Annotated in this window: 19 protein-coding genes; 15 read left to right on the top strand and 4 right to left on the bottom strand. The window is 65.4% G+C overall.

Going from position 1 to position 21,855, the window contains the following annotated elements; translation table 11 throughout:
* Positions 1 to 145 precede the first annotated feature (145 nt).
* From PCE31106_RS10685 to PCE31106_RS10660, 6 genes are all read left to right on the top strand, one after another.
* The gene (locus PCE31106_RS10685; RefSeq protein WP_017233220.1) at positions 146 to 1,288 is read left to right on the top strand and encodes a porin; all 1,143 of its coding nucleotides are present in this window, start codon (positions 146 to 148) and stop codon (positions 1,286 to 1,288) included.
* Between the two features lie 141 nt (positions 1,289 to 1,429).
* Positions 1,430 to 2,260 carry a p-hydroxycinnamoyl CoA hydratase/lyase gene (locus tag PCE31106_RS10680; RefSeq protein WP_017233221.1) on the top strand — a complete coding sequence of 277 codons (831 nt, stop codon included), beginning with the start codon at positions 1,430 to 1,432 and terminating at the stop codon, positions 2,258 to 2,260.
* 40 nt (positions 2,261 to 2,300) lie between these two features.
* Entirely contained in the window at positions 2,301 to 3,752 is a 1,452-nt protein-coding gene (locus PCE31106_RS10675) for an aldehyde dehydrogenase (RefSeq protein ID WP_150563242.1), read from the top strand.
* An 81-nt stretch (positions 3,753 to 3,833) separates the two neighbouring features.
* Entirely contained in the window at positions 3,834 to 5,708 is a 1,875-nt protein-coding gene (locus tag PCE31106_RS10670; RefSeq protein ID WP_150563241.1) for a feruloyl-CoA synthase, read from the top strand.
* A gap of 1 nt (position 5,709) precedes the next feature.
* A complete protein-coding gene (locus PCE31106_RS10665) occupies positions 5,710 to 7,452 on the top strand; it encodes an acyl-CoA dehydrogenase family protein (protein ID WP_150563240.1) in 1,743 nt (580 codons plus the stop codon).
* Entirely contained in the window at positions 7,449 to 8,354 is a 906-nt protein-coding gene (locus tag PCE31106_RS10660) for a 4-hydroxyphenyl-beta-ketoacyl-CoA hydrolase (protein ID WP_017233225.1), read from the top strand. The genes PCE31106_RS10665 and PCE31106_RS10660 overlap by 4 nt, the downstream gene beginning before the upstream one ends.
* A 43-nt stretch (positions 8,355 to 8,397) precedes the next feature.
* Here the strand turns inward: PCE31106_RS10660 and pcaQ are convergent, their stop codons facing one another.
* Positions 8,398 to 9,345 (bottom strand): pca operon transcription factor PcaQ, encoded by a 948-nt coding sequence (pcaQ, locus tag PCE31106_RS10655; protein ID WP_017233226.1) that lies wholly within the window; start codon positions 9,343 to 9,345, stop codon positions 8,398 to 8,400.
* A 119-nt stretch (positions 9,346 to 9,464) separates the two neighbouring features.
* On the opposite strand from pcaQ, the gene pcaH reads away from it, so the two are divergent.
* The 5 genes from pcaH to pcaD all read left to right on the top strand — a co-directional run bounded on the left by pcaH (position 9,465) and on the right by pcaD (position 13,528).
* Positions 9,465 to 10,175: a protocatechuate 3,4-dioxygenase subunit beta gene (gene pcaH, locus PCE31106_RS10650; RefSeq protein WP_017233227.1), complete on the top strand. Its 711-nt coding sequence runs from the start codon at positions 9,465 to 9,467 to the stop codon at positions 10,173 to 10,175.
* A gap of 3 nt (positions 10,176 to 10,178) precedes the next feature.
* Positions 10,179 to 10,769, top strand: coding sequence for a protocatechuate 3,4-dioxygenase subunit alpha (pcaG, locus tag PCE31106_RS10645; RefSeq protein WP_150563239.1), 591 nt, complete (start codon positions 10,179 to 10,181; stop codon positions 10,767 to 10,769).
* A 140-nt stretch (positions 10,770 to 10,909) separates the two neighbouring features.
* Positions 10,910 to 12,286: a 3-carboxy-cis,cis-muconate cycloisomerase gene (locus PCE31106_RS10640; protein WP_150563238.1), complete on the top strand. Its 1,377-nt coding sequence runs from the start codon at positions 10,910 to 10,912 to the stop codon at positions 12,284 to 12,286.
* Positions 12,283 to 12,708: a 4-carboxymuconolactone decarboxylase gene (pcaC, locus tag PCE31106_RS10635; protein ID WP_150552457.1), complete on the top strand. Its 426-nt coding sequence runs from the start codon at positions 12,283 to 12,285 to the stop codon at positions 12,706 to 12,708. Before PCE31106_RS10640 ends, pcaC begins: the two co-directional genes overlap by 4 nt.
* Positions 12,709 to 12,721: 13 nt before the next feature.
* Positions 12,722 to 13,528 carry a 3-oxoadipate enol-lactonase gene (pcaD, locus tag PCE31106_RS10630; RefSeq protein WP_150563237.1) on the top strand — a complete coding sequence of 269 codons (807 nt, stop codon included), beginning with the start codon at positions 12,722 to 12,724 and terminating at the stop codon, positions 13,526 to 13,528.
* Positions 13,529 to 13,622: 94 nt separating this feature from the next.
* Here the strand turns inward: pcaD and PCE31106_RS10625 are convergent, their stop codons facing one another.
* Positions 13,623 to 14,552, bottom strand: a complete 930-nt coding sequence (locus tag PCE31106_RS10625; protein WP_051060325.1) for a helix-turn-helix domain-containing protein — start codon at positions 14,550 to 14,552, stop codon at positions 13,623 to 13,625.
* Positions 14,553 to 14,831: 279 nt separating this feature from the next.
* On the opposite strand from PCE31106_RS10625, the gene pobA reads away from it, so the two are divergent.
* Both pobA and PCE31106_RS10615 read left to right on the top strand, forming a co-directional pair.
* Positions 14,832 to 16,010 carry a 4-hydroxybenzoate 3-monooxygenase gene (pobA, locus tag PCE31106_RS10620; RefSeq protein ID WP_150563236.1) on the top strand — a complete coding sequence of 393 codons (1,179 nt, stop codon included), beginning with the start codon at positions 14,832 to 14,834 and terminating at the stop codon, positions 16,008 to 16,010.
* 268 nt (positions 16,011 to 16,278) lie between these two features.
* Positions 16,279 to 17,655 carry an MFS transporter gene (locus PCE31106_RS10615; RefSeq protein ID WP_017235258.1) on the top strand — a complete coding sequence of 459 codons (1,377 nt, stop codon included), beginning with the start codon at positions 16,279 to 16,281 and terminating at the stop codon, positions 17,653 to 17,655.
* Positions 17,656 to 17,732: 77 nt separating this feature from the next.
* Here the strand turns inward: PCE31106_RS10615 and PCE31106_RS10610 are convergent, their stop codons facing one another.
* Positions 17,733 to 19,487, bottom strand: coding sequence for a chloride channel protein (locus PCE31106_RS10610; protein ID WP_150563274.1), 1,755 nt, complete (start codon positions 19,485 to 19,487; stop codon positions 17,733 to 17,735).
* A 52-nt stretch (positions 19,488 to 19,539) separates the two neighbouring features.
* Positions 19,540 to 19,977, bottom strand: a complete 438-nt coding sequence (locus PCE31106_RS10605) for a MarR family winged helix-turn-helix transcriptional regulator (RefSeq protein WP_051060326.1) — start codon at positions 19,975 to 19,977, stop codon at positions 19,540 to 19,542.
* Positions 19,978 to 20,218: 241 nt separating this feature from the next.
* Between PCE31106_RS10605 and PCE31106_RS10600 the strand changes: the two genes are divergently transcribed.
* Positions 20,219 to 20,461, top strand: coding sequence for a hypothetical protein (locus PCE31106_RS10600; RefSeq protein WP_150563235.1), 243 nt, complete (start codon positions 20,219 to 20,221; stop codon positions 20,459 to 20,461).
* A gap of 143 nt (positions 20,462 to 20,604) precedes the next feature.
* Complete coding sequence (locus PCE31106_RS10595; RefSeq protein WP_150563234.1) at positions 20,605 to 21,837, top strand: helix-turn-helix domain-containing protein; 1,233 nt, start codon at positions 20,605 to 20,607, stop codon at positions 21,835 to 21,837.
* Positions 21,838 to 21,855 lie beyond the last annotated feature (18 nt).

The raw sequence follows: 21,855 nt of genomic DNA, 5'->3' as shown, positions 1-21,855 counted from the left end.
TCGGCGTCACGCCGGTTGGCCTCGCTTGTGCGCGACGGACGCCAATGGGCTGTGCCGTCGCGCATTTTCTTGCGCAAGCGCCGCGCAGGTCTGCCGTTCCTGGTTTGCCTACACCGATAACAACATCAATTATTTGGAGACACCCATGGCATTTCCCCATCGCGCTCATGCGCTCGCTTCATTGACCGTGGCCGCCGCGCTGGTGGCGCCCGGTATCGCCAGCGCACAATCGAATATCACGCTGTACGGCATCGTCGACACCGGAATCGAGTACGTCTCGCACGCCAGTGTGAACGGTGCCGTGTTGCGCATGCCGGGTGTGACCGGTGAATTTCCGTCGCGCTGGGGTCTGCGCGGCACGGAAGATCTCGGCGGCGGGCTCGCGGCGATCTTCCAACTGGAGAGCGGCTTCAACCTGCGCGGCGGCGATCTCGGCCAGGGCGGTCGCCTGTTCGGCCGCCAGGCCTTCGTGGGCGTGAAGGGCCCGTATGGCACGCTGTCGTTTGGCCGCCAGTACACCATGACGTTCTACGCGCTGCTGGGCTCCGATATCCTTGGCCCCGATATTTACGGCATGGGCTCGTTCGATGCTTACGTCCCCAATGCGCGCACCGACAACTCGGTCACGTATCAGGTCGGCTGGCAGGGGCTGAGCTTCGGTGCGGGGTATTCGTTCGGCCGCGACGCGGCGGGCACGGGCAATTCGCCGGGGCAGGGCACTTGCGCCGGACAGGTGCCGGGGCAGTCGGTGCAATGTCGTGACTGGTCGGTGATGCTCAAGTACGACGCGAACAACTTCGGCGTCGCCACATCATACGAAGAGCTGCGTGGCGGCACCAATGCCGCGGTCAACTTCTTCGACGGACAACCCACCTCGGTGTTCGCCAGCAGCGGCGACAAGGACACCCGCACGACCCTCGGCGCGTACTACAAGTACGGCGCATTGAAGGTCGGCGGCGGCTGGCTGGGCCGTCGCGTGTCGACGTCCGCCATCAATACGCACACCAACCTGTTCTACCTGGGCGCGGCGTACAGCATTACGCCGGCGTGGCTGGTGGACGGCGAGGTCTACCGCATCGTCAACAGCGATCACAACACGCGCGGCACGATGACCACGCTGCGCGCCACTTACTCGCTCTCGGTGCGCACCGCGGTCTACGCGCAGGCGGCATACCTCTTCAACAGCGCCCACGCAGCGTACTCGGTCAGCGGCGGAGGCGGCGGCACCACGCCGCCCGCCGGCGAGGGCCAGGCCGGTGTGATGCTCGGCATGCGTCATACGTTCTGATATTGCGAGATCAGGGTTTTCACTGAAAACGTGATGCTTGCAATGTAAGGTTACCTGATATTAAATGTGTCTGTCGGCAACACCGCGCGCCACTCCCGGCGCGCGGCACAGGTTGCCCGGAACACTTGGGAATTGCGCAAAATGACTGCATACGAAGGACGCTGGAAGACGATCGACGTGAAGGTGGAGGGGGGCATTGGCTGGGTCACCTTCAATCGCCCGGAAAAACGCAATGCCATGAGCCCGACGCTCAACACGGAAATGATCCAGGTGCTCGACGCGCTCGAGCTCGATGCCGATGCCCGCGTTGTCGTGCTCACTGGCGCGGGAGCGGCATGGACGGCGGGCATGGATCTGAAGGAATACTTCCGCGAGATCGATGGCGGGCCGGAAGTCGTGCAGGAGCGCGTACGCCGCGACGCGTCGGATTGGCAATGGCGCCGCCTGCGCATGTACGCCAAACCGACGATCGCCATGGTCAACGGCTGGTGCTTCGGCGGTGGCTTCTCGCCGCTGGTGGCGTGCGATCTGGCGATCGCTGCCGACGAGGCAGTGTTCGGTCTGTCGGAAATCAACTGGGGCATTCCGCCGGGCAATCTGGTGAGCAAGGCCATGGCCGACACGGTGGGACATCGCCGCGCGCTGCACTACATCATGACCGGCGACACGTTCACGGGCGTGGAAGCGGCGGACATGGGGCTGGTGAACCAGAGCGTGCCGCTCGACCAACTGCGTGATGCCACACTGGCCCTGGCCGCCAAGTTGCTGGAGAAGAATCCGGTCGTGCTGCGCGCGGCGAAGCATGGTTTCAAGCGTTCGCGTGAGCTGACGTGGGAGCAGTGCGAAGACTATCTGTACGCGAAACTCGATCAGGCCCAGCTGCGCGACCCGGAACACGGCCGCGAGCAAGGCTTGAAGCAGTTCCTCGACGACAAGGCGATCAAGCCGGGCCTGCAGGCTTACAAGCGCTGAGGCGCAACGTTCATCGGTGACCGGAAAGAGGGAGAGCGCAATGCATGAAGTGCAGATGCTGATCGGGGGCCAGTGGCGCGGCGCGCAGGGTGGGGCAACGTTCGAGCGCATCGATCCGGTGACGGGCGAAGTTGCCACACGGGCACCGGCCGCGACGCTGGCGGATGCCGACGCGGCCGTCGACGCGGCGCAAGCGGCCTTTCCCGCCTGGGCGGCGCTGTCGCCGACGGCGCGTCGGCAACGCTTGCTTGCGGCCGCCGAGCGCATGGACGCCCGCGCGGCGGAGTTCATCGCCGTCGGGGCCGCCGAGACCGGCGCGATGGCCAATTGGTATGGCTTCAACGTCATGCTCGCGGCCAACATGCTGCGCGAAGCGGCGGCCATGACCACGCAAATCGACGGCAGCGTGATTCCGAGCGATGTGCCTGGCAGTCTTGCAATGGCAGTGCGCTCGCCGGTCGGCGTGGTCCTCGGCATCGCGCCGTGGAATGCCCCGGTGATTCTGGCGACGCGCGCGCTTGCCATGCCGCTCGCGTGCGGCAACACGGTCGTGCTCAAGGCGTCGGAGCAATGCCCCGGCGTGCATGCGTTGATCGGTGCCTGTCTGCACGATGCGGGGCTGGGCAACGGGGTGGTCAACGTCGTGACGAATGCGCCGCACGATGCCGGCGAGATCGTGGCGCGACTGATTGCGCACCCGGCTGTCAGGCGCGTGAACTTTACCGGCTCGACGCACGTGGGTCGCATCATCGCGCGCCTCGCCGCGGAACATCTCAAGCCAGCGCTGCTGGAGTTGGGCGGCAAGGCCCCGGTACTCGTGCTCGACGACGCCGATCTGGACGCCGCCGTCGACGGCATTGCGTTCGGCGCGTTCTTCAATCAAGGGCAGATCTGCATGTCGACCGAGCGAGTGATCGTCGACGCGCGCATCGCGGACGCCTTCGTCGAAAAGCTCACGGCGAAGGCGGCGACGTTGCGCGCCGGGTCGCCGACGTCGCCCGACAGTGTGCTCGGTGCGATGGTGAGCGCGCAGGCGGCGTCGCGCGTGGCGGCGCTGGTCGAGGACGCTCGCACGCATGGCGCGCATCTGCCGCTGGGGTGCCGGGTTGACGGTGCGATCATGCAGGCGACGATCGTCGATGGCGTGAGCCCGGCGATGCGACTGTACCGCGAGGAGTCGTTTGGTCCGGTGGTGACGATCCAGCGTGTAAGCGGCGATGACGAGGCGGTGCGAGTGGCCAACGACAGCGAGTTTGGCTTGTCGGCCGCGATCTTCAGCCGGGATGTGTCGCGTGCGCTGCAATTGACCAAGCGCATCGAGTCGGGAATTTGCCACATCAATGGCCCGACCGTGCACGACGAAGCGCAGATGCCGTTCGGCGGCGTGAAGTCCAGCGGCTACGGCCGATTCGGCAGCAAGGCGTCGATCGGCGAATTCACGGAACTGCGCTGGATCACCGTGCAGACAACGCCGCGCCATTACCCGATCTGATCGTTCGCAGGATGAGGCTGTGCCCGTGCGCGGACGCTACCGAGAGAGCGCCGCGGCGGGATCGAAGCAGGAGACAGTGTTTTGAATCAAGGCAACAACACCGCCGCCACGCACGACGTGGCGGCTCATCGCTATCGCCAGGTCGCCATCGGCAACCCGGGGGTCGACGTGATTCGCGATGGCGAATGCTGGTATCTGCGCTCGCGTGAGCCGCTCGGCGATTTTCCGGCGCGTCTCACGGACCGGCTCATCTCCGGCGCGGCACGGCACCCGGAACGGTGGCTCGTAGCGCGTCGCGGCCCCGACGGTCAATGGATCGGCATCACGTATGCGCAGATGCTGCAGCGTGCGCGTGCGATCGGCCAGGCATTGCGCGATCGCGGAATGTCGCCGCAACGTCCCATCGCGATCCTCTCCGGCAACGATCTGGAACACTTTGAACTCGCGCTCGGCGCGATGTACGCCGGGGTGCCGTTCGCGCCGATCTCGCCGGCGTATTCGATCGTGTCGACGGACTTCGGGAAGCTGCGTCATACGCTGGAATTGCTGCAGCCGGGGCTGGTGTACGCGACGGACGCGGGCGCCTACGGTCGCGCCATGGACGCCGTGCTTGACGACAATGTGGTCCGCGTCACCGCGCGCGGCGACGGGGGCACGCTGGCCTTCGATGCGCTGCGCGATACCGTGCCGCGCGACGTCGACGCCATTCACGCGCAAGTCAACGGCGACACCATCGCCAAGATCCTCTTCACGTCCGGCTCAACCCGTCTGCCGAAGGCCGTGCCGACCACCCAGCGCATGCTGTGCAGCAATCAACAGATGCTGCTGCAAACGTTCCCGACCTTCGGCGAGGCGCCGCCCGTGCTGGTCGACTGGTTGCCTTGGAATCATACGTATGGCGGCAGTCACAACGTCGGCATCGCGCTCTACAACGGCGGCACGCTCTACATCGACGACGGCAAGCCGGTCGCAGGCAAGTTCGAGGAAACGTTGCGCAATCTGCGCGAGATCTCTCCGACCGTGTATTTCAATGTGCCGAAGGGATGGGAGGATCTCGCCATCGCCCTCGAAAACGACACGGCCCTGCGCGAGCGCTTCTTTGCCCGTGTGAATCTCTACTTCTTCGGCGGTGCCGGGCTGTCCCAGGCGGCCTGGGACCGGCTTGAACGCGTGACCGAGGCGCATTGCGGCGAGCGTATCCGGATCATGTCGGGGTTGGGGATGACCGAGACGTCGCCGAGTTGCATGTTCACCACCGGGCCGATCATGCGTGCGGGCTACATCGGCTTGCCCGCGCCCGGCTGCGAAGTGAAGCTCGCCCCGGTCGGCGGCAAGCTCGAAGTGCGCTTTCGCGGACCGAACGTCATGGCCGGATATTGGCGTCACCCGTCGGGCGATCCCGTGTTCGACGACGAGGGCTACTACTGCACAGGGGATGCCGCCACATTTGTCGACGCGCAGCACCCGGAGGTCGGTCTGCAATTCGACGGACGCATCACCGAAGATTTCAAGCTCAGTTCAGGCACATTCGTGAGCGTGGGGCCATTGCGGGCTCGCGTGATTTCGGAAGGGGCGCCCTATGTGCAGGACGCGGTTGTCACCGGCATCAATCGCGACGATATCGGATTGATGGTCTTCCCGCGCGTCGAGGATTGCCGGCGCTTGAGCGGTTTGCCGTCACACGCGCCGCTGAGCGACGTGCTGGCGAGCGGTCCCGTGCGTGAAGCGTTCTCGGCACTGCTCGCACGACTGAATGCGAGCGCCGGGGGAAGCGCCACGTATGTTGCGCGACTCATGCTGCTCGACACTCCGCCCTCGCTCGACCGGGGCGAAGTCACCGACAAGGGATCGATCAACCAGCGCGCGGTGCAGGACCAACGTGCCGTGACCGTCGATGCGTTGCATGCCGCGCAGGCGGGCGACCCGCGCGTCATCCTCGCACCCGCAAGGCGCTGACATGATGTACCCGCAATCGCTTGGCGCGGCCGAAGACATCGCGTTCGTGCTGAACACGCTCGGCGTGGGCGACGCGTTGACACGCCTCGCCCCGTTTCGTGAATTCGACACGGCCACACTCGTGCAAGTCGTCGACGAAGCCGCCCGTTTCTCCCGTGAAGTGCTTGCGCCGCTCAACGCCGTGGGGGACCGTGAAGGTTGCACCTGGCGCGACGGCGAGGTGCGCACGCCCAGCGGCTTCGCCGATGCCTATCGCCAGTATTGCAACGCCGGTTGGCCGTCGCTGCCGTGCGATCCGTCATTGGGCGGACAGGGGTTGCCTGTCGTGGTGCAGGTGGCCGTGCAGGAACTCACGGCCGGCGCGAATCTCGCCTGGACGATGTACCCAGGCATCCTGTATGGCGCGTATGAATGCGTGCACCGATTCGGCAGCGCCGCACTGCGCGATGCGTGGCTGGGGCCGCTGGTCAGCGGTGAATGGCTCGCCACGATGGCGTTGACGGAACCGGGCGCCGGCAGCGACCTCGGGCAGATTCGCACGCGTGCCGAATGGATCGACGGGGCGCGCGAGACGGTGCGAGTGACCGGCGAGAAGATTTTCATCTCGGGCGGCGAGCAGGATCTCACCCCGAACATCGTTCATCTCGTGCTTGCGCGCACGCCGGATGCCCCGCCGGGCAGCGGCGGGTTGTCACTCTTTCTTGTCCCCAAGGTGCTTGCGCATGGCGAGCGCAATGCCGTGCGTTGTACGGGCATTGAGCACAAGATGGGGATTCGCGGGAGCGCGACGTGCTCGATGGCGTTCGAGGGCGCGACCGGTTACCTCATCGGTGCACCGCATCGCGGACTCGAGGCGATGTTCGCGATGATGAACTCGGCGCGGTTGCATGTGGGGGCGTCCGGCGTTGGGCTGGCGCAGAGCGCCTACGATATGTCGGTTCGACATGCCCTTGAGCGTGTGCAATCGCGCGTGCCGGGGGCCGATGCCGGCGTGCCCATCGCCGGGCATCCGGCGGTGTGGCGCTTGCTCGAGGGGCAGCGCGTGGCGGTCGAGGGCGCGCGACTGTTGTTGTATCGCGCGGCGCTCGCCATCGATGAGGCTCACCATGCCGACACGCCGCAGGCGCGCGTGCAGGCCGATGCGCTGGCGGCGCTGCTCACCCCGGTGGTCAAGGCGATGCTCACCGAGCAGGCGTTCCTGGGCGCCAGCGATGCGTTACAGGTTTTCGGGGGCTACGGTTATGTCGAAGAGACCGGCATCTCGCAGTTTCTGCGCGACGCGCGTATCCCGATGATCTATGAAGGGACCAATGAAATTCAGGCCATCGACCTGATGCTGCGCAAGGTCGTCAAGGACGACGGCGCCACGTTGTCGCAATGGCTGACGTGGGCGCGTGCGCAGGTGAGCGACGCGCGCATCGTCGTCGACACGCGCGATGGCTTCGACGCCGCGCTGACGGTGCTCGACGAGTGGACGTTGCTGATGCCGTCGGTCATCGCGTTGGCGCGAACATCGCCCCGCGCGGCATTGTGTGTCGCGGGCGAGGTGATGCGCGTGGTGCATGGCCTGTCGATGGCAGGCCTCTGGGCGCAGGCGGCGCTGGCGGCGCACCGCGTCCAAGGGCCCGTCGCCGATGGGAAACGCCGCGCGGCGCGCTATTGGTTGAAGTTCAGCCTGCCGGAGACGCGTCGTGCGATGGCGATCGTCGCTGCGCAAATCCGTGACCCGGAGACCGCCGAATGAATCTCGACAAGCTCATCGCCATCGATACGCACGTGCATGCGGAAGTGTCGTGCTGTGAGCCACCGGACCTGTTCGGCAAGGCGTTCGACGACGCGGCCGATAAATATTTCGGCACGGTGCTCAAGCAGAATCGCCGCCCCACGATTCCCGAGACCATCGAGCATTACCGCGCGCGCAATATCGGCTTCGTGATGTTTACCGTCGATTGCGAGGCGAACATCGGGCGTCGCCGTATTCCGAACGAGGAGATCGCGGGCTTCGCGCAGGAGAACGCGGACATCATGATCGCATTTGCGAGCATCGATCCGCACAAGGGACGCATGGGCGTGCGCGAGGCGAGGCGGCTCGTCGAGGAATTCGGCGTGCGCGGCTTCAAGTTCCATCCCACCATGCAGGGATTCTTCGCCAACGACCGCATGGCCTACCCGATGTACGAGCTGATTGCCGAATACCAGCTCACTGCGGTCTTTCATAGCGGTCATTCCGGTATCGGCTCAGGCATGCCCGGCGGCGGCGGGTTGCGGCTCAAGTTCTCGGAGCCGATCCATCTCGACGACGTGGCGACCGACTTCCCGGACATGAACATCGTGATCGCACACCCGTCGTGGCCGTGGCAATCGCAAGCCCTGTCCATCGCGCTGCACAAGCCGAACGTCTACATCGATCTGTCGGGGTGGTCGCCCAAGTATTTTTCGCCGGAGCTGATGCAATACGCGAATTCGCTGCTGCGCGAGAAGATGCTGTTCGGCTCGGATTTTCCGCTCATCGCGCCGGACCGGTGGTTGCGCGACTTCGAGACGGCGGGGTTTCGCGACGAGGTCAAACCGCTTGTGCTCAAGGACAACGCAGTGCGCATGCTCGGGCTCGCGGACACGCGGCAGAACATCGCGTCGGCGGCGTGACGGGCGGCGGGCGGCGGGCGTGAACGGTCACGCCGTGCTGTGGTCAGCGTACGCCCGGTGTGCCGTAGCGTACGCGTGCCGCTTCGCGCATGGCGCTGATGAGCGTTTGTTCCGGCGGCGTCGGGACGGTGTCGTTGCGCCACAGAATGCCGATGGACTCCTCGGTCCCCTTCGTCGCGAACGGCAAAGCACACAGCACGCCATCGGCAAGGTCGTCCTGCACGGTGATTTCGGAGGCGATCCAGATGACATCGTCGCGCAAGGTCATCGCGCGCGCGAGCGACATCGAGAGCAGCTCGGAATAGTCGTCGAGCATGCCCACGCCATGCGCGCGCAAGAAGCCATCGGCGGTATGCCGCAGGATCGTGCCGTTCGGCGGCAGCACCACGTGATAGCGCGCAATGTCGGCCATCGACACGCTACGCTGCTGAACGAGCGGATGCGACGCACGCACCACCACGCTCAGCGGGGTTGCGCACAGGTGCTCGAAGGTGAGGCCCGCCATGCCCTCGGGGTCCGACATCCGGCCGAGCGCCAGCGTGACCTGTCCGGACTTCAACTGCGTGAGCAACTGTTGATTGGCGCCGGTGTGGACTTGCACGACGATGCCCGGCCATTCGCGCCGGAACGTTTCGAGGACACTGGGCATCATGGCGGCCGCCAGGGTGGGCAAAACGGCGATCTCGATCACGCCGCCCGTCTGGCCGTTGGCGCGAGCGAGCACGTCGATGCCCTGACGCAGTGCGCTCACGCTTGCACCCGCATGCCGCAGAAACAGTTCGGCCTGTGCGGTGGGGCGCGCGCCATTGCGCCCGCGCTCGAACAGACGCACGCCCAGCAGGCCTTCGAGTTCGGCAATCGTCTTGCTGACGGCCGGTTGCGTAATGGACAGGGCTTCCGCGGCACGCTGCAGGCTGCCGTGTTGGGCAACCGCCAGCAGGCATTGCAGATGGCGCAGCTTGATGCGCCCGTCGAGTCGATGTCTTTCCATGCCGAAAAGTTATGAAAAACCTAAGAAAATGTCAATAAATATATCCATTGATTATGGATATAGTGTCGAAAACCAGCTGGCGGCAAGCCAGATTCGTCAACACAAAATGGAGTGAGACCATGTCGAATTCGACGACCGTCCTGCGCCCCCGCGATTGGGATTCGCATCCCAAGCTGATCGACAGCGGGTATAAGTCCACGGCGCTGCGCGGCCCCAAGCAACTGCTCGTGCCCGTCAAGCAGAACCTCGCGAACCTGCGTTCGCCGGTCTACGGTCACGGTATCGTCGGGGCGCTCGATAGCGACCTGACGCGCAATGCGGTGCGCAACGGCGAGCCGCTTGGCGAGCGCATGATCGTCACGGGCCGCGTGCTCGACGAAGGCGGTCGTCCGGTGCCGAACACGCTTGTCGAGCTGTGGCAGGCCAATGCATGCGGCCGCTACGTGCACAAGGTCGACCAGCACGACGCCCCGCTGGACCCGAACTTTCTCGGTGCCGGCCGCGCGCTGACCGACGCGCAGGGCCGTTACAAATTCCTGACCATCAAGCCAGGCGCTTACCCGTGGAAGAACCACCACAACGCGTGGCGTCCGCAGCATCTGCACTTCTCGGTGTTCGGTGAGTATTTCGCGACCCGGCTGGTCACGCAGATGTACTTCCCGGGCGATCCGCTGCTCGGCTACGATCCGATTTTTCAGGCCACCCCGGCGCATGCCCGCGACCGTCTGATTGCGCGCTTCTCGATGGATATCACCGAGCCCGAGTACGCACTGGGTTACGAATTCGACATCGTCCTGCGCGGTGCCGACCAAACGCCGATGGAGTCCTGAGTCATGTCCGATTATCAGCAAACGCCGTCGCAGACCGTCGGCCCGTACTTCGCTTATGGCCTGTCGCCGGAGCAGTACCGTTACGACTTCAAGAGCGCCTTCACCCCCGTGGTGGCGCTCGATCGTGCCGAAGGTGAGGCCATTCGCGTGGTCGGACAGGTGCTCGACGGCGCCGGTCAACCGATCAACGACGCGTTGATCGAGGTCGTGCAGGCCGATGCCGCTGGGCGCTACGTGCAGAGCGCCGAGGACATCGAGCGCACCGGCTTTGCCGGCACGGGCCGCTGCGGCACCGGCACCCACGCCGAGCACTGTTTTGTCTTCGACACGATCAAGCCGGGCGCGGCCGCGCCCGGCGAGGCACCGCGCATCGATGTGATTCTGACGATGCGGGGCTTGCTCAATCATCTGTTTACGCGTATCTATTTCGACGACGAGGCCGCGGCCAATGCGCTCGACCCCGTGCTGCAACAGGTGCCGGCCGAGCGTCGCCACACGCTGATCGCACGCCGCGAGGTGAGCGGCGGGCGTGTGTCGTACCGGTTCGACATCCGCATGCAGGGCGGCGAGGAGACGGTTTTCCTCGACCTTTGACGCTGGTCATGCAAGGCTGACACTGGCGCGGCTTCGGGCTGTCGGCATGAAAGTGCCGACAGCCCGCGGCCGTCTCCTCCTTTTTGCAACGGAACAGGGCGATCCGGCCTGACCCAACCCTAATCACTCTCGACGCTCCGATGACGGAACTGCTTGACTCTTTGCTGCGCGGCGCTGCCGTGACAGCGCGTTTCTCGCGCGACGCCACGCTGCAGGGCATGCTGGACTTCGAAGCGGCGCTGGCTGCCGCCGAGGCTGAGGCCGGCCTGATCCCGGCCGCCGCTGTCGCCCCGATCGCCGCCGCCGCGCGGGCCGGCAATCTCGACTGGCCCGCCCTGCGAGACGCCGCGGCCGGCGCGGGCAACCTCGCGATTCCCTTGGTCAAGCAACTGACAGCGCGTGTAAAAGCGCTTGATGCCGATGCCGCGCGCTTCGTGCATTGGGGCGCGACCAGTCAGGATGCCATCGACACCGGTCTCATCCTGCAGGTGCGTGGCGCGCTCGACGACCTTGGCGCCGACCTCGACGGCCTCATTGCCGAACTCGCGGTGCAAGTTCGGCAGCATCGTGCGACCGTCATGATCGGCCGCACGTGGCTGCAACACGCTTTGCCGATCACGTTCGGCCTGAAGCTCGCGGGCACGCTCGACAGTTTGTTGCGCGCGCGCGCCGATCTCGCGAACGTGCGTGGGCAGGTGCTGTGCGCGCAGTTCGGCGGGGCTGCCGGCACGCTGGCGTCGCTCGGCACGCAGGGACCCGTGGTCGCCGCAGCGCTCGCCCGCCACCTGGGGCTGTCGGAGGCGGTCACGCCGTGGCACGGCCAGCGCGATCGCATCGTGCGGGTGGGAAGTTGGGCGGCGTCGCTGACGGGCTCGCTGGGCAAGTTCGCGCGCGACACGGCGATGCTGACGCAAACCGAAGTCGGCGAAATTGCCGAAGCCTCCGGTCCCGGGCGTGGTGGTTCGTCGACCATGCCGCACAAGCGCAATCCGGTTGGCTGTGCGGCAATGCTCGCGGCGGCCACCCGCACGCCGCAACTGGCCGCCACGTTGTTCGTTGCGATGCAGCAGGATCACGAACGCGGTTTGGGCACGTGGCATGCCGAGTGGGAAACGCTGCCCGAACTGCTCATGCTGTGCGGTGGTGCGCTGGCCACCGCGCGCACGCTCGTGCAAGACTGGACGGTCGACACGGCGCGCATGCGGGCAAACCTCGACATCACGCACGGCCTCATCATGGCCGAGGCCGTGACGATGGCGTTGGGCGAAACGATGGGGCGTCTCGAAGCCCATCGGCGTGTCGAAGCACATTGCCGCAGTGCGCTCGCGCAGCACCGTCCTTTGCTCGACATCCTGCGCGAAGACGATGACATCACCCGCAGCCTCGGCATTGCAACGCTCGAGCGACTGACGGACCCGCAACATTATCTGGGTGCTGCCGAGACGTTTGTGGGCCGAGTTCTCGCGCTTGCCGACGCCGCCGTGGCGCCATCCCAACCCGGCAGGAAATCAACATGAACGATCAGGAACGCTACGACAACGGCATGCAGGTGCGCCGCGCCGTCCTCGGTGACGCGCACGTGGACCGCACCCTCACACGCCGCAACGAATTCAACGACGACTTCCAGAACTTCATCACACGCTTTGCCTGGGGCGATGTCTGGACGCGTCCGGGTCTCACGCGCCATATGCGCAGCATGGTGACGCTCTCGCTGCTCATCGCCCTGAATCGCGGCGACGAGTTCCGCATGCACGTGCGCGCCGCGTTCAACAACGGTGTGACGCGCGAGGAAATGAAGGAGCTGTTCATGCACGCGGCGCTGTATTGCGGCCTGCCTGCCGCCAATCAGGCGATCCACGACGCCGAGACAGTCTTCGCGGAGATGGAAGCCGCCGAGCCCGGTTCGACAACCCGTGCGCGCGACGCCGCACAACGCTGAGGAGCCGAAACGAATGACGACGGAACGTCTTATCGAGGTGGGCGACGCTACGCTGCGCGTGGCGATCGACGGCGACGACCGCGCACCGGCGTTGGTGCTGTCCAATTCGCTGGGCACGACGCTCGAGATGTGGGCGCCGCAGGTGCCGGCGCTCGCCCGTGAATTCCGGGTGATCCGTTACGACGCGCGCGGACATGGCGGCTCGTCCGTCACGCCGGGCCCTTACGTCATCGACCAATTGGGTCGTGACGTGATCGGGCTGCTCGACGCGCTGCATATCGAGCGTGCGAGCGTGGCGGGGGTGTCGATGGGCGGCATGACGGGCATGTGGCTGGGAATTCATGCACCACAGCGTATCGAGCGTCTCGCTATCGTTTGCTCGTCGGCGCACATCGGCGGCGAGGACGGCTGGAATGCGCGCATTCGCACGGTGTTGGCCGATGGTATGGCTGCCGTCGCCGACGCCGTGGTGTCGCGCTGGTTTACGTCCGCATTCGCGGAGCAGGAACCGGCGCTGATCGAGCGGATGAAGGCGATGTTCCGCTCGCTGTCGCCGCAGGGCTACGCGGCCGCCTGCGCCGCCGTGCGCGACATGAATCAGCTCGACGAGATCGCGTCGATCACCGCGCCGACATTGATCGTGACCGGCGCGGGGGACCTCGCGACGCCGCCCGCGATGTCGAGCGCGATGCTCGAACGGATTCCTGGCGCGCAGCAGATCGTCGTGCCGGGCGCGCATATCTCCAATATCGAGTGTGCCCCGGCCGTGACTGAGGCGCTCTTGAGCTTCCTGCGCGTGCCGACGCCGGCCAATGCGTAAGCACTGAGCGCCGACGCATCGGGGAATCTGAGAATCGGTGCGTCGCCGGGGGGGCGGGCCTTCAACAGGGAAGACCAGCCCCCGGGGCATGAGGTTATGATGCGTCGCCCAAGTGGGCATGTTGCGCGTTGCGGCGGAACGCCGACGGTGTGACGCCGACATGCCGTTTGAAGACGCGGCAGAAATACGCCGGGTCCTGGAAGCCGAGTTCGTAAGCCACGTGCGAGACCGGCGCGGGAATATAGATCAGCTTGCGGCGCGCTTCGAGCATCAATCGGTCCTGCACCAGATCGAAGGCCGATTTTCCCGCGATGCGACGGCACAACCGATTGAGCTTGCTCTCGGTGACATGCAGTCGTTCGGCGTAGGCCGGCACAGCCCATGCCTCGGTGTAATGCGTCTCGACAAGGGCGCGAAAGCGCGCGAACAAATCCAGCTCGGTGCGTCCGGCCCGTGTCGCCGAATCGTGATGCGCATGCAGGCGCGCGAGCAGCAACAGCACGCTGCGCGTGAGCCATCCCACCATTTCCGCATGCCCGAGTTGCGGGCGCGAAAACTCGTCCATGATGAGACCGAGCAACGTATGGAGACGGTCGCGCGTTTGCGGTGCATCGCCCAGCGGGAATAGCCACGGCTTGCGCAGCAGCGACGCCATGTCGGCATCGGCGCCGAGCGCGGCATCGAACGGCACGCTCTGCGCCATCGTCAACACGAAGCCGTGCGCGCCGCGCGAGAAGCGGAAGTTATGGACGGCCGACGGATGCACCGTGATGACGGCCGGGCCTTGCACCTCCCACGTGGCGTCGTCGACGTTCGCCTCCACCGCCCCTTCGAAGATCGCCAGCACCTGGAACAGTCCCAGATGCCGGTGCGTGTCGATATGCCAGTCGTAGAGGCGGCTGCGCGTCTCAATCCACTCGATATGGACGAAATCGGCGCTGTCGGTGCCCGTCAATTCACCATACAGCGAGAATTCCGGAATCGCCTCGCGCGCCGCGCGCAGCCGGGGTGACGCGCCTGACATACTGGTTTTCCCTTGGTCGAAGTTGTCGAAAAAGTACAAGAAAGGCGTCGATTCATCCATTCAACTCGACGCATGCGGTCCATAAGATATGACGCATTCGCCCCTCGTGACAAGGCGTGTCCATCGGTTCAGGGATGCTCGTTTACGCGTAGTCCCAATTCGGTGCAGCAAGCGCAAGGCAGCAGAGAAATGCAAGCCGCATGCAGGCCGTCGCTCCGTCGCGAGATACCCCGGCACGGGTGTGCCAGGCACGGGCAATGCCACTACAGGAGACAACGCATGCGAACCCATTACCCCGTCGTCATCGTCGGTGCCGGTCCGGCCGGACTGCTGCTTTCCCATCTGCTGCATCTGCAAGGCATCGAATCGGTCGTGCTCGAATCGCGCACGCGCGCTGCCGTGGAATCGACCATTCGCGCCGGTGTGCTGGAGCAGGGCACGATGGATATTCTCAACGAGACGGGCGTGGGCGAGCGCATGCGTCGCGAAGGTGCGCTGCATCACGGTATCGAGCTGGCATTCGGCGGCCAGCGTCATCGCATTGCGCTGACCGAACTGACCGGCCGCGCCATTACGGTCTATGCGCAGCACGAAGTCATCAAGGATCTGATCGCAGCGCGCGAAGCGGTGCAGGGCGACATCCTGTTCGACGTGTCGGACGTCTCGGTGCATGACATCGATAGCACGAAACCGAGCGTGCAATTCACGGTGGACGGCCAGGTGCGACGGCTGACGTGCGACTTTATCGCGGGCTGCGACGGCTTCCACGGGGTGTGCCGCCCGGCCATGCCCGCCTCGGTGCGCAAGGAATATCAGCGCGTGTATCCGTTCGGCTGGTTCGGTGTGCTGGTGGAGGCGCCGCCGTCGTCCGACGAACTGATCTACGCGGCACACGAGCGCGGCTTCGCGTTGATCAGCACGCGCTCCCCGACGGTGCAGCGCATGTACTTCCAATGCGATCCGAGCGAGCGCGCCGAGACGTGGAGCGACGAGCGTATCTGGCAAGAGCTGCACATGCGCACGGAAAGCGACGACGGCTGGCGCCTCAAGGAGGGGCCGATCTTCCAGAAGAGCGTGATCGCGATGCGAAGCTTCGTCGCCACGCCGATGCAGTACGGTCGCTTGTTCCTGGCGGGCGACTCGGCGCATATCGTGCCGCCGACGGGCGCCAAGGGCATGAATCTGGCCGTGGCCGACGTGTGGCGTCTGGCGCGCGCGCTCGACGATTTCTTCCATCGCGATAATGAAGCCGGTTTGCACGGATATTCGGAGGCGGCGCTCAAGCGGATCTGGCGCGCGGAGCACTTCTCGTACTGGATGACGCGCATGATGCACCGCCTCGACGACGCCACGCCGTTCGAGCAACAGATGCAGCGCTCGGAACTGGAGTACGTTGTCAGTTCGCGCGCGGCATCGCTCATGCTCGCGGAGAACTATGTGGGGCTGCCGCTTGCCTGAGGCGCAGGGCGGGGCATCGGCGCGCGGGCGCCAGTGCTCGCCTGCTCGCGCGTATAACCGGCCGTTATGGATGATCTGACGAAAGATCATTTTGACGGCCACTGGAAGGCCTTACAGTAGCGGCACAAAATCGACGCCGCAAATCCGTCGAATCAAGGCGACCGACAAGCGCGCCACGCCATGGCACCGGACGCGCATCGGTGGCGGCGAAATCCAGAATAATGACGGGACGACAACCGGGGCGGCCACGCCCCGAGGAGACAGTTTCATGCATCAGACGAGAACGGTGGATGTGCCCACCTATATCAACGCACACCGGTTTTCCGGCTATCAGTGGGTGGCGTTGATCCTGTGCTTCTTCGTCGTCGCCATCGACGGCTTCGATACGGCGGCCATCGGTTACATTGCGCCTTCGCTGGTGCAGCAGTGGCACATCGACAGAGGTTCGCTGGGTCCGGTGCTCTCTGCGGCGCTCTTCGGTCTGGCGGGCGGGGCGATCTTCGCCGGGCCGCTCGCCGACAAGCTCGGGCGCAAGACGCTGTTGGTGCTCTCGGTCGTCTTCTTCGGCATCGCAAGTCTCGCGACGGCTTTCGCTCAGGATCTCGAAACGCTCACGGCGCTGCGCTTTCTGACAGGGCTGGGGCTCGGCGCGGCCATGCCGAATGCCGTGACGCTGATTTCCGAGTACGCGCCGGAAGCGCGTCGCGCGGTGATCGTCAACACCATGTTCTGCGGATTTCCGCTGGGTGCGTCGGTGGGGGGATTCGTTGCCTCGTGGGTGATTCCGCACTTTGGCTGGCATAGCGTGCTGGTGCTCGGCGGCGTGCTGCCGCTGGTGCTGTCGGTGCTGCTGATGCTTTGCCTGCCGGAGTCGGTCAAGTTTCTCGTGGTGCGTCAAAAGCCGATCGAGCGGGTGCGCCGCATCCTGTCGCGGATTTCGGGCGAGTCGCTCGATGACGTCGGCACCTTTACGGTCAATGAAGCGGCCCCGAAGCGGGCCGGTTCCGCCATCGGTGTCGTGCTCTCGAAGCAATATGGCTTCGGTTCGCTGATGCTGTGGGTGACCTACTTCATGGGACTCGTCATCTTCTATCTGCTCACGAGCTGGATGCCGCTGCTGTTCAAGGATGCCGGGTTCACCATCGAACGGGCTGCGCTGATCACGGCCCTGTTCCCGCTGGGCGGCGGCATCGGCACGATTCTGTCGGGCTGGTGCATGGACAAGTTCAACGCGCAGAAAGTGGTCGCCGTAGGCTACGCGCTCACGGCCGTGCTGGTGTATGCGGTGGGGCAGGCGATGGGCAACATCGGCGCGCTGGTCGTGCTGATTTTCCTGGCAGGCACGGCGATGAACGGTGCGCAGTCGTCGATGCCGTCGTTGGCTGCAATGTTCTATCCGACGCACGGCCGCGCCACGGGCGTGGCGTGGATGCTCGGTGTGGGGCGCTTCGGCGGGATTGCGGGGGCGTTGCTGGGCGCGGAACTGATGCGCCGTCACATGGGGTTCGCGTCGACGTTCTCGCTGCTGGCCATGCCGGCTGTGATCGCCATGCTGGCGTTGCTAGCGAAGAATGCCTGGGAACGGGCCCACGGCAATTCGACGTCTGCGTCGCGCGACGCGCGCAACTCGGCGCCGATGCACTGACCAATAACGGTCGTCTCGTCGCTTCTCGCTCTGACGCGCCGTCAACCCTGGTTGACGGCGCGTCGTCGTATCGAGAATCAGCTACGTCGGCGTCCGAGATGAAGCATGCGCTCGCGCACTTCTTCTTCCGAGCGCCAGTGCTCAGCCGGTTTGACCAGATCGCTGCGGCTGATGATGCCGACGAGCTTGCGTGAAGCGGCATCGCTCACGACCGGCAGTCGTTCCAGGTGATGCGCGGCGAAACGTGCCGACACGATACGCCCCGTCTCCGACGCCAGCGCGACGAGCGGCGGATTCGCGCCATACAGTTGGCCCAGCGTTTGCAGCCCTTGTGTCTGCGCGCGCGTGAGTGCTTGCCGGTCGACCATGCCGAGCACGCTGTGATCGGCATCGACCACGGGGTAGGCGCGATGACGCTGGCCCGCGCCGAAGGCTTGCTGCGCCGCTTCGTCGATGAGCATGCCGGCGGCCAGCGATACCGGCTCTCGGGTCATCAATTCGCCAACGTGCAGGCGCTCCAGCGGATCGACGCCATACTCGCGATGGATGTGACGGCCACGTCGCGCAATCTTCTCCGTCATGATCGAGCGCGGCATGATCCAGATCGTGATGCCGTAAGAGATGCCGCAAGTGAGCAGTAACGGTAGCAACGCGTTCACGTTGTGCGTCAGACCAAGGGCGAAGACGATGGCCGTCAGCGGCGCGCCGAGCACGCCCGCGAGCGTTGCCGCCATGCACACCAGTGCCCACAACGAGACGTCACCACCCGGCAGTACCGGTGCGAGGAGCGTGCCGAGCCCGGCACCGATCATGAGCAGCGGTGCGAGCACCCCGCCCGAGGTGCACGATCCCAGGGCAATCGCCCAGATGATCGCCTTGACCACCAGCAGCGCCAGCGCGGCATGCAGCGTGAAGTGTCCGGCGAGCAGGTCTGCGATGACGTCATAGCCCACGCCAAGCGCACGCGGCTGGAGATAGCCGCCAATGCCGATGGCGACACCGCCGATGGCCGGCCACCACATCCAATGCACGGGAAGCTTGTGAAAGCCGTCTTCGATGGCGTAGAGGGCGCGCGACATGCCGGCGGACAGAACCCCCGCACATACGCCGGCGATCACGCACGACAGCAGGGCGATGGGTGCGACGACGGATTCCGCCATCGGAAAGAGCGGACCTGCGTCGAGCATCAGCGGCCGTGCGAAACCGGCGACCGCGCATGCCGCGATCACCGGCAGCAGGCTGCGCGGACGCCATTCGAAAAGCAGCAGTTCCACGGCGAGCAGCACGGCGGCGACCGGCGTGCCGAATACGGCCGTCATGCCGGCGGTGGCGCCGGCCACGAGCAGTGTCTTGCGCTCGGCGGCGCTCAGGTGGAAGTATTGGGCGATGAGCGAGCCGACGGCGCCGCCCGTCATGATGATCGGGCCTTCCGCGCCGAATGGCCCGCCACTGCCGATCACAATGCCCGAGGACAACGGTTTGAGGATGGCGACGCGCGGCGACATCTTGCTCTTGCCGAACAGAATCGCCTCGATGGCTTCGGGAATGCCGTGACCGCGAATCTTGTCGCTGCCGAAGCGGGCCATCGCGCCGACGATCAGCCCGCCGATGACCGGTAGGGCGATGACCGCTGCGCCGAGCGTGTTATTGGCGGGCGAGCGTGGCGCGAACGAGAGCGTCTGATAGAAGAAGAGGTTGGTGAAGCCCTGGATGAGGTGCAGCAGCAACCACGCGGCAGGCACACCGCAAAAGCCGATGACGGCGGCCAGCGCAATGAGTCGAGGCAGGCCCGGCGCACGCGAAAAGTCCCGTGCGTGGGCGGGCGCGGCCATGGTGGAGTGAGGCGATGGAGTATGGGGAACGGAAGCCATGACAATGCCGTGATTACAAATGAACGCCACGAATGTGGAAGATGTCCGCAAAGGTGCTCAACTCGTTGCGGTGCTGGGCGGCGAGATTCATGAGACACGCGTCGCCCGCCGCTGAGAGGTGCACTTCCACCACTCGCCGGTCGCTTTCGTTTTGGCGGCGCGTGACGAGCCCGGCTTTCTCGCAGCGCGCAACGAGCGCCACCACGCTGTGATGCACGGCTTGCAGGCGCTCGGCCAATTCACTGATGGACGCCCAGTCGCGCCCCGGTATACCTTTGACGTGCAACAGCAACAGGTATTGCTGCGGCGTGATGCCTTCGTCGCGCGCGGCGGACTCGCTGAAATTGAGAAAACGGCGCAGCCGATAGCGGAATTCCGATAGGGCTTCGAAATCGCTCTTGGTCAGCGCATCGGTGGTGACCGTTGGATTGGGCGAGGCAGGCGCAGGCATGAGTCGGGCGGGCGAGAAGCGCCGCATAGTCCAAAAACGAAAAAATATATCATATCGCGATACATTTGGCGGGCTTAGGGATAGCCGGGATGACAAATGGGGTCCAGTGCGTGCAGAATCGCGAAAAAACGAGACTCAGTAGTGACGGGAACTCGATCCCCGCCGAGATGACGGAACGCTCGTTGCCGATAGTCGGTGACAAGCACCGTTCGAGCGGGCCGACCTCTGACAGGGAGGAGACATGGCTTCCACGGTCCGACGCCGCTGGCGTACGGGAACGTTGTTGTTGCTATCGGTGGCGCTGGGCTCCACAGTGGCCGCCTATCACTACGCCTCCGGTTTTGAACTGGGTGGCGGCGTTTTTCAGCAGATCGGTTTCGGACGTCAGGGCACGTCGTCCGGGCCGGGAGCGCACGTGCGCAAAGCGGCATCGTCCTGTTCCGGGAGCGATTGTCGCGGCGACCCGGCCTCTCAGTCACATTGAATCGTCCGCACGGCATGCTTGCCGCGCCCCATGGCAGGGCGCGGTGTTCCCGTTTAGAAACCGTCACGCAGACCGACGGTGATGGTGTTCTGGGTTGCGTTGCATTCCGGCGCGCCATGCGTGATCCCCGGTAATATCGCGCGATGGACTCCCTCATTGCTGCTTCCGCGCGCGCGCTCGCTGCCGGCGATTCGCTGGGTGCGTTGCGTCGGATCGCGTTGCGCGACGATGCGCCAGCACTCGCGCTGCGCGGCATCGCGATGGCACAGCTGGGCGAGTTTGCCCGCGCGCGAGAGCTGTTCAAGCGGGCGGCGCGAAGCTTCGGCCCGCATGAGGCCCTGGCACGCGCTCGATGTGTAGTCGCCGACGCCGAAGTCGCGCTCGCCATGCGTGACCTTGGCGGGTCGACGCGATCGCTCCACGCCGCCGCCGCTGTGCTGCTTGCGCATGCGGACATCCCCAATGCCATGCTTGCGCATCTGGTGCTTGCCCGCCGCCTCGTGCTGCTCGGCAAGCTCGACGCCGCTGCGCAAGCCCTGCAGGACACCCCGTCAGACGCCGTCCCGGCGCGCCTCGTCGCCGGGCATGCGCTGATCTGCGCCGAGTTGGCACTGCGCACACTGCGCATTCCGCAAGCGCATGCCATGCTCGCGCATGCCCAAACGGCCGCGTCCGCGGCCAACATTCCCGCGCTGATCGCCGAAGTCGAGGCCGTGCACGCCGCCCTGGCGCGACCGGCGGCACGCCTTGCGCAGTCCGATGGTGAGCGCGCCTTGAACCTCGACGAAGTGGCACGACTGCTGCATTCGGATTCGCTTGTTGTCGATGCCTGTCGGCGCGGCATCAGCGCCGGCAATAGCGCCGGCAGCAGCTGGCGACCGCTGGCACGGCGTCCGGCGCTCTTCACGCTGGCGCTGCAACTCGCGCGCGCCTGGCCCGGCGACGTCGACCGCGATACGCTCATCGCGGAAGTGTTTCGACTGCGGCGCCCCGACGACACCCACCGCGCTCGCCTGCGTGTGGAGATTGGCCGTCTGCGCGCGTTGCTCAAGGGACTCGCCGACATCGACGCGACGCCGCGCGGGTTCGTGCTGCGCACGCAAGGTGGGCGCGCAGTGTCGGTGCTGCTGCCGCCCATCGACGGCAATCGCGCGTCGCTTGTCGCTCTGCTGTCGGACGGTGCGGCGTGGTCGACTTCCGCCCTGGCCCTTGCACTCGGTGCGAGTCAACGCACCGTGCAGCGCGCCTTATCCGCGCTGGAGCACGAGGGCCGCGTGCGCGCGCTCGGCCGCGCAAGGGCTCGTCGATGGACATCGCCGCCCCTCGCCGAATTCACGACGACATTGTTACTCCCTGTTGGATGGTCGTTTGGCTAGAGTGGACTTGCACGCCGA

Source organism: Pandoraea cepalis (assembly GCF_902459665.1).
Lineage (GTDB): Bacteria > Pseudomonadota > Gammaproteobacteria > Burkholderiales > Burkholderiaceae > Pandoraea > Pandoraea cepalis.
This window is presented reverse-complemented; position numbering and strand designations above follow the sequence as displayed.

What these genes read in the sequence shown, in the direction of transcription:
- PCE31106_RS10610 (WP_150563274.1), bottom strand. Translation starts at nt 19,487, where the DNA reads ATGGCCGCGCCCGCCCACGCACGGGACTTTTCGCGTGCGCCGGGCCTG.
- pobA (WP_150563236.1), top strand. Translation starts at nt 14,832, where the DNA reads ATGCGAACCCATTACCCCGTCGTCATCGTCGGTGCCGGTCCGGCCGGA.
- PCE31106_RS10600 (WP_150563235.1), top strand. Translation starts at nt 20,219, where the DNA reads ATGGCTTCCACGGTCCGACGCCGCTGGCGTACGGGAACGTTGTTGTTG.
- PCE31106_RS10685 (WP_017233220.1), top strand. Translation starts at nt 146, where the DNA reads ATGGCATTTCCCCATCGCGCTCATGCGCTCGCTTCATTGACCGTGGCC.
- pcaG (WP_150563239.1), top strand. Translation starts at nt 10,179, where the DNA reads ATGTCCGATTATCAGCAAACGCCGTCGCAGACCGTCGGCCCGTACTTC.
- PCE31106_RS10675 (WP_150563242.1), top strand. Translation starts at nt 2,301, where the DNA reads ATGCATGAAGTGCAGATGCTGATCGGGGGCCAGTGGCGCGGCGCGCAG.
- pcaC (WP_150552457.1), top strand. Translation starts at nt 12,283, where the DNA reads ATGAACGATCAGGAACGCTACGACAACGGCATGCAGGTGCGCCGCGCC.
- PCE31106_RS10640 (WP_150563238.1), top strand. Translation starts at nt 10,910, where the DNA reads ATGACGGAACTGCTTGACTCTTTGCTGCGCGGCGCTGCCGTGACAGCG.
- PCE31106_RS10605 (WP_051060326.1), bottom strand. Translation starts at nt 19,977, where the DNA reads ATGCCTGCGCCTGCCTCGCCCAATCCAACGGTCACCACCGATGCGCTG.
- pcaH (WP_017233227.1), top strand. Translation starts at nt 9,465, where the DNA reads ATGTCGAATTCGACGACCGTCCTGCGCCCCCGCGATTGGGATTCGCAT.
- PCE31106_RS10615 (WP_017235258.1), top strand. Translation starts at nt 16,279, where the DNA reads ATGCATCAGACGAGAACGGTGGATGTGCCCACCTATATCAACGCACAC.
- PCE31106_RS10595 (WP_150563234.1), top strand. Translation starts at nt 20,605, where the DNA reads ATGGACTCCCTCATTGCTGCTTCCGCGCGCGCGCTCGCTGCCGGCGAT.
- PCE31106_RS10660 (WP_017233225.1), top strand. Translation starts at nt 7,449, where the DNA reads ATGAATCTCGACAAGCTCATCGCCATCGATACGCACGTGCATGCGGAA.
- PCE31106_RS10665 (WP_150563240.1), top strand. Translation starts at nt 5,710, where the DNA reads ATGATGTACCCGCAATCGCTTGGCGCGGCCGAAGACATCGCGTTCGTG.
- pcaD (WP_150563237.1), top strand. Translation starts at nt 12,722, where the DNA reads ATGACGACGGAACGTCTTATCGAGGTGGGCGACGCTACGCTGCGCGTG.
- pcaQ (WP_017233226.1), bottom strand. Translation starts at nt 9,345, where the DNA reads ATGGAAAGACATCGACTCGACGGGCGCATCAAGCTGCGCCATCTGCAA.
- PCE31106_RS10680 (WP_017233221.1), top strand. Translation starts at nt 1,430, where the DNA reads ATGACTGCATACGAAGGACGCTGGAAGACGATCGACGTGAAGGTGGAG.
- PCE31106_RS10625 (WP_051060325.1), bottom strand. Translation starts at nt 14,552, where the DNA reads ATGTCAGGCGCGTCACCCCGGCTGCGCGCGGCGCGCGAGGCGATTCCG.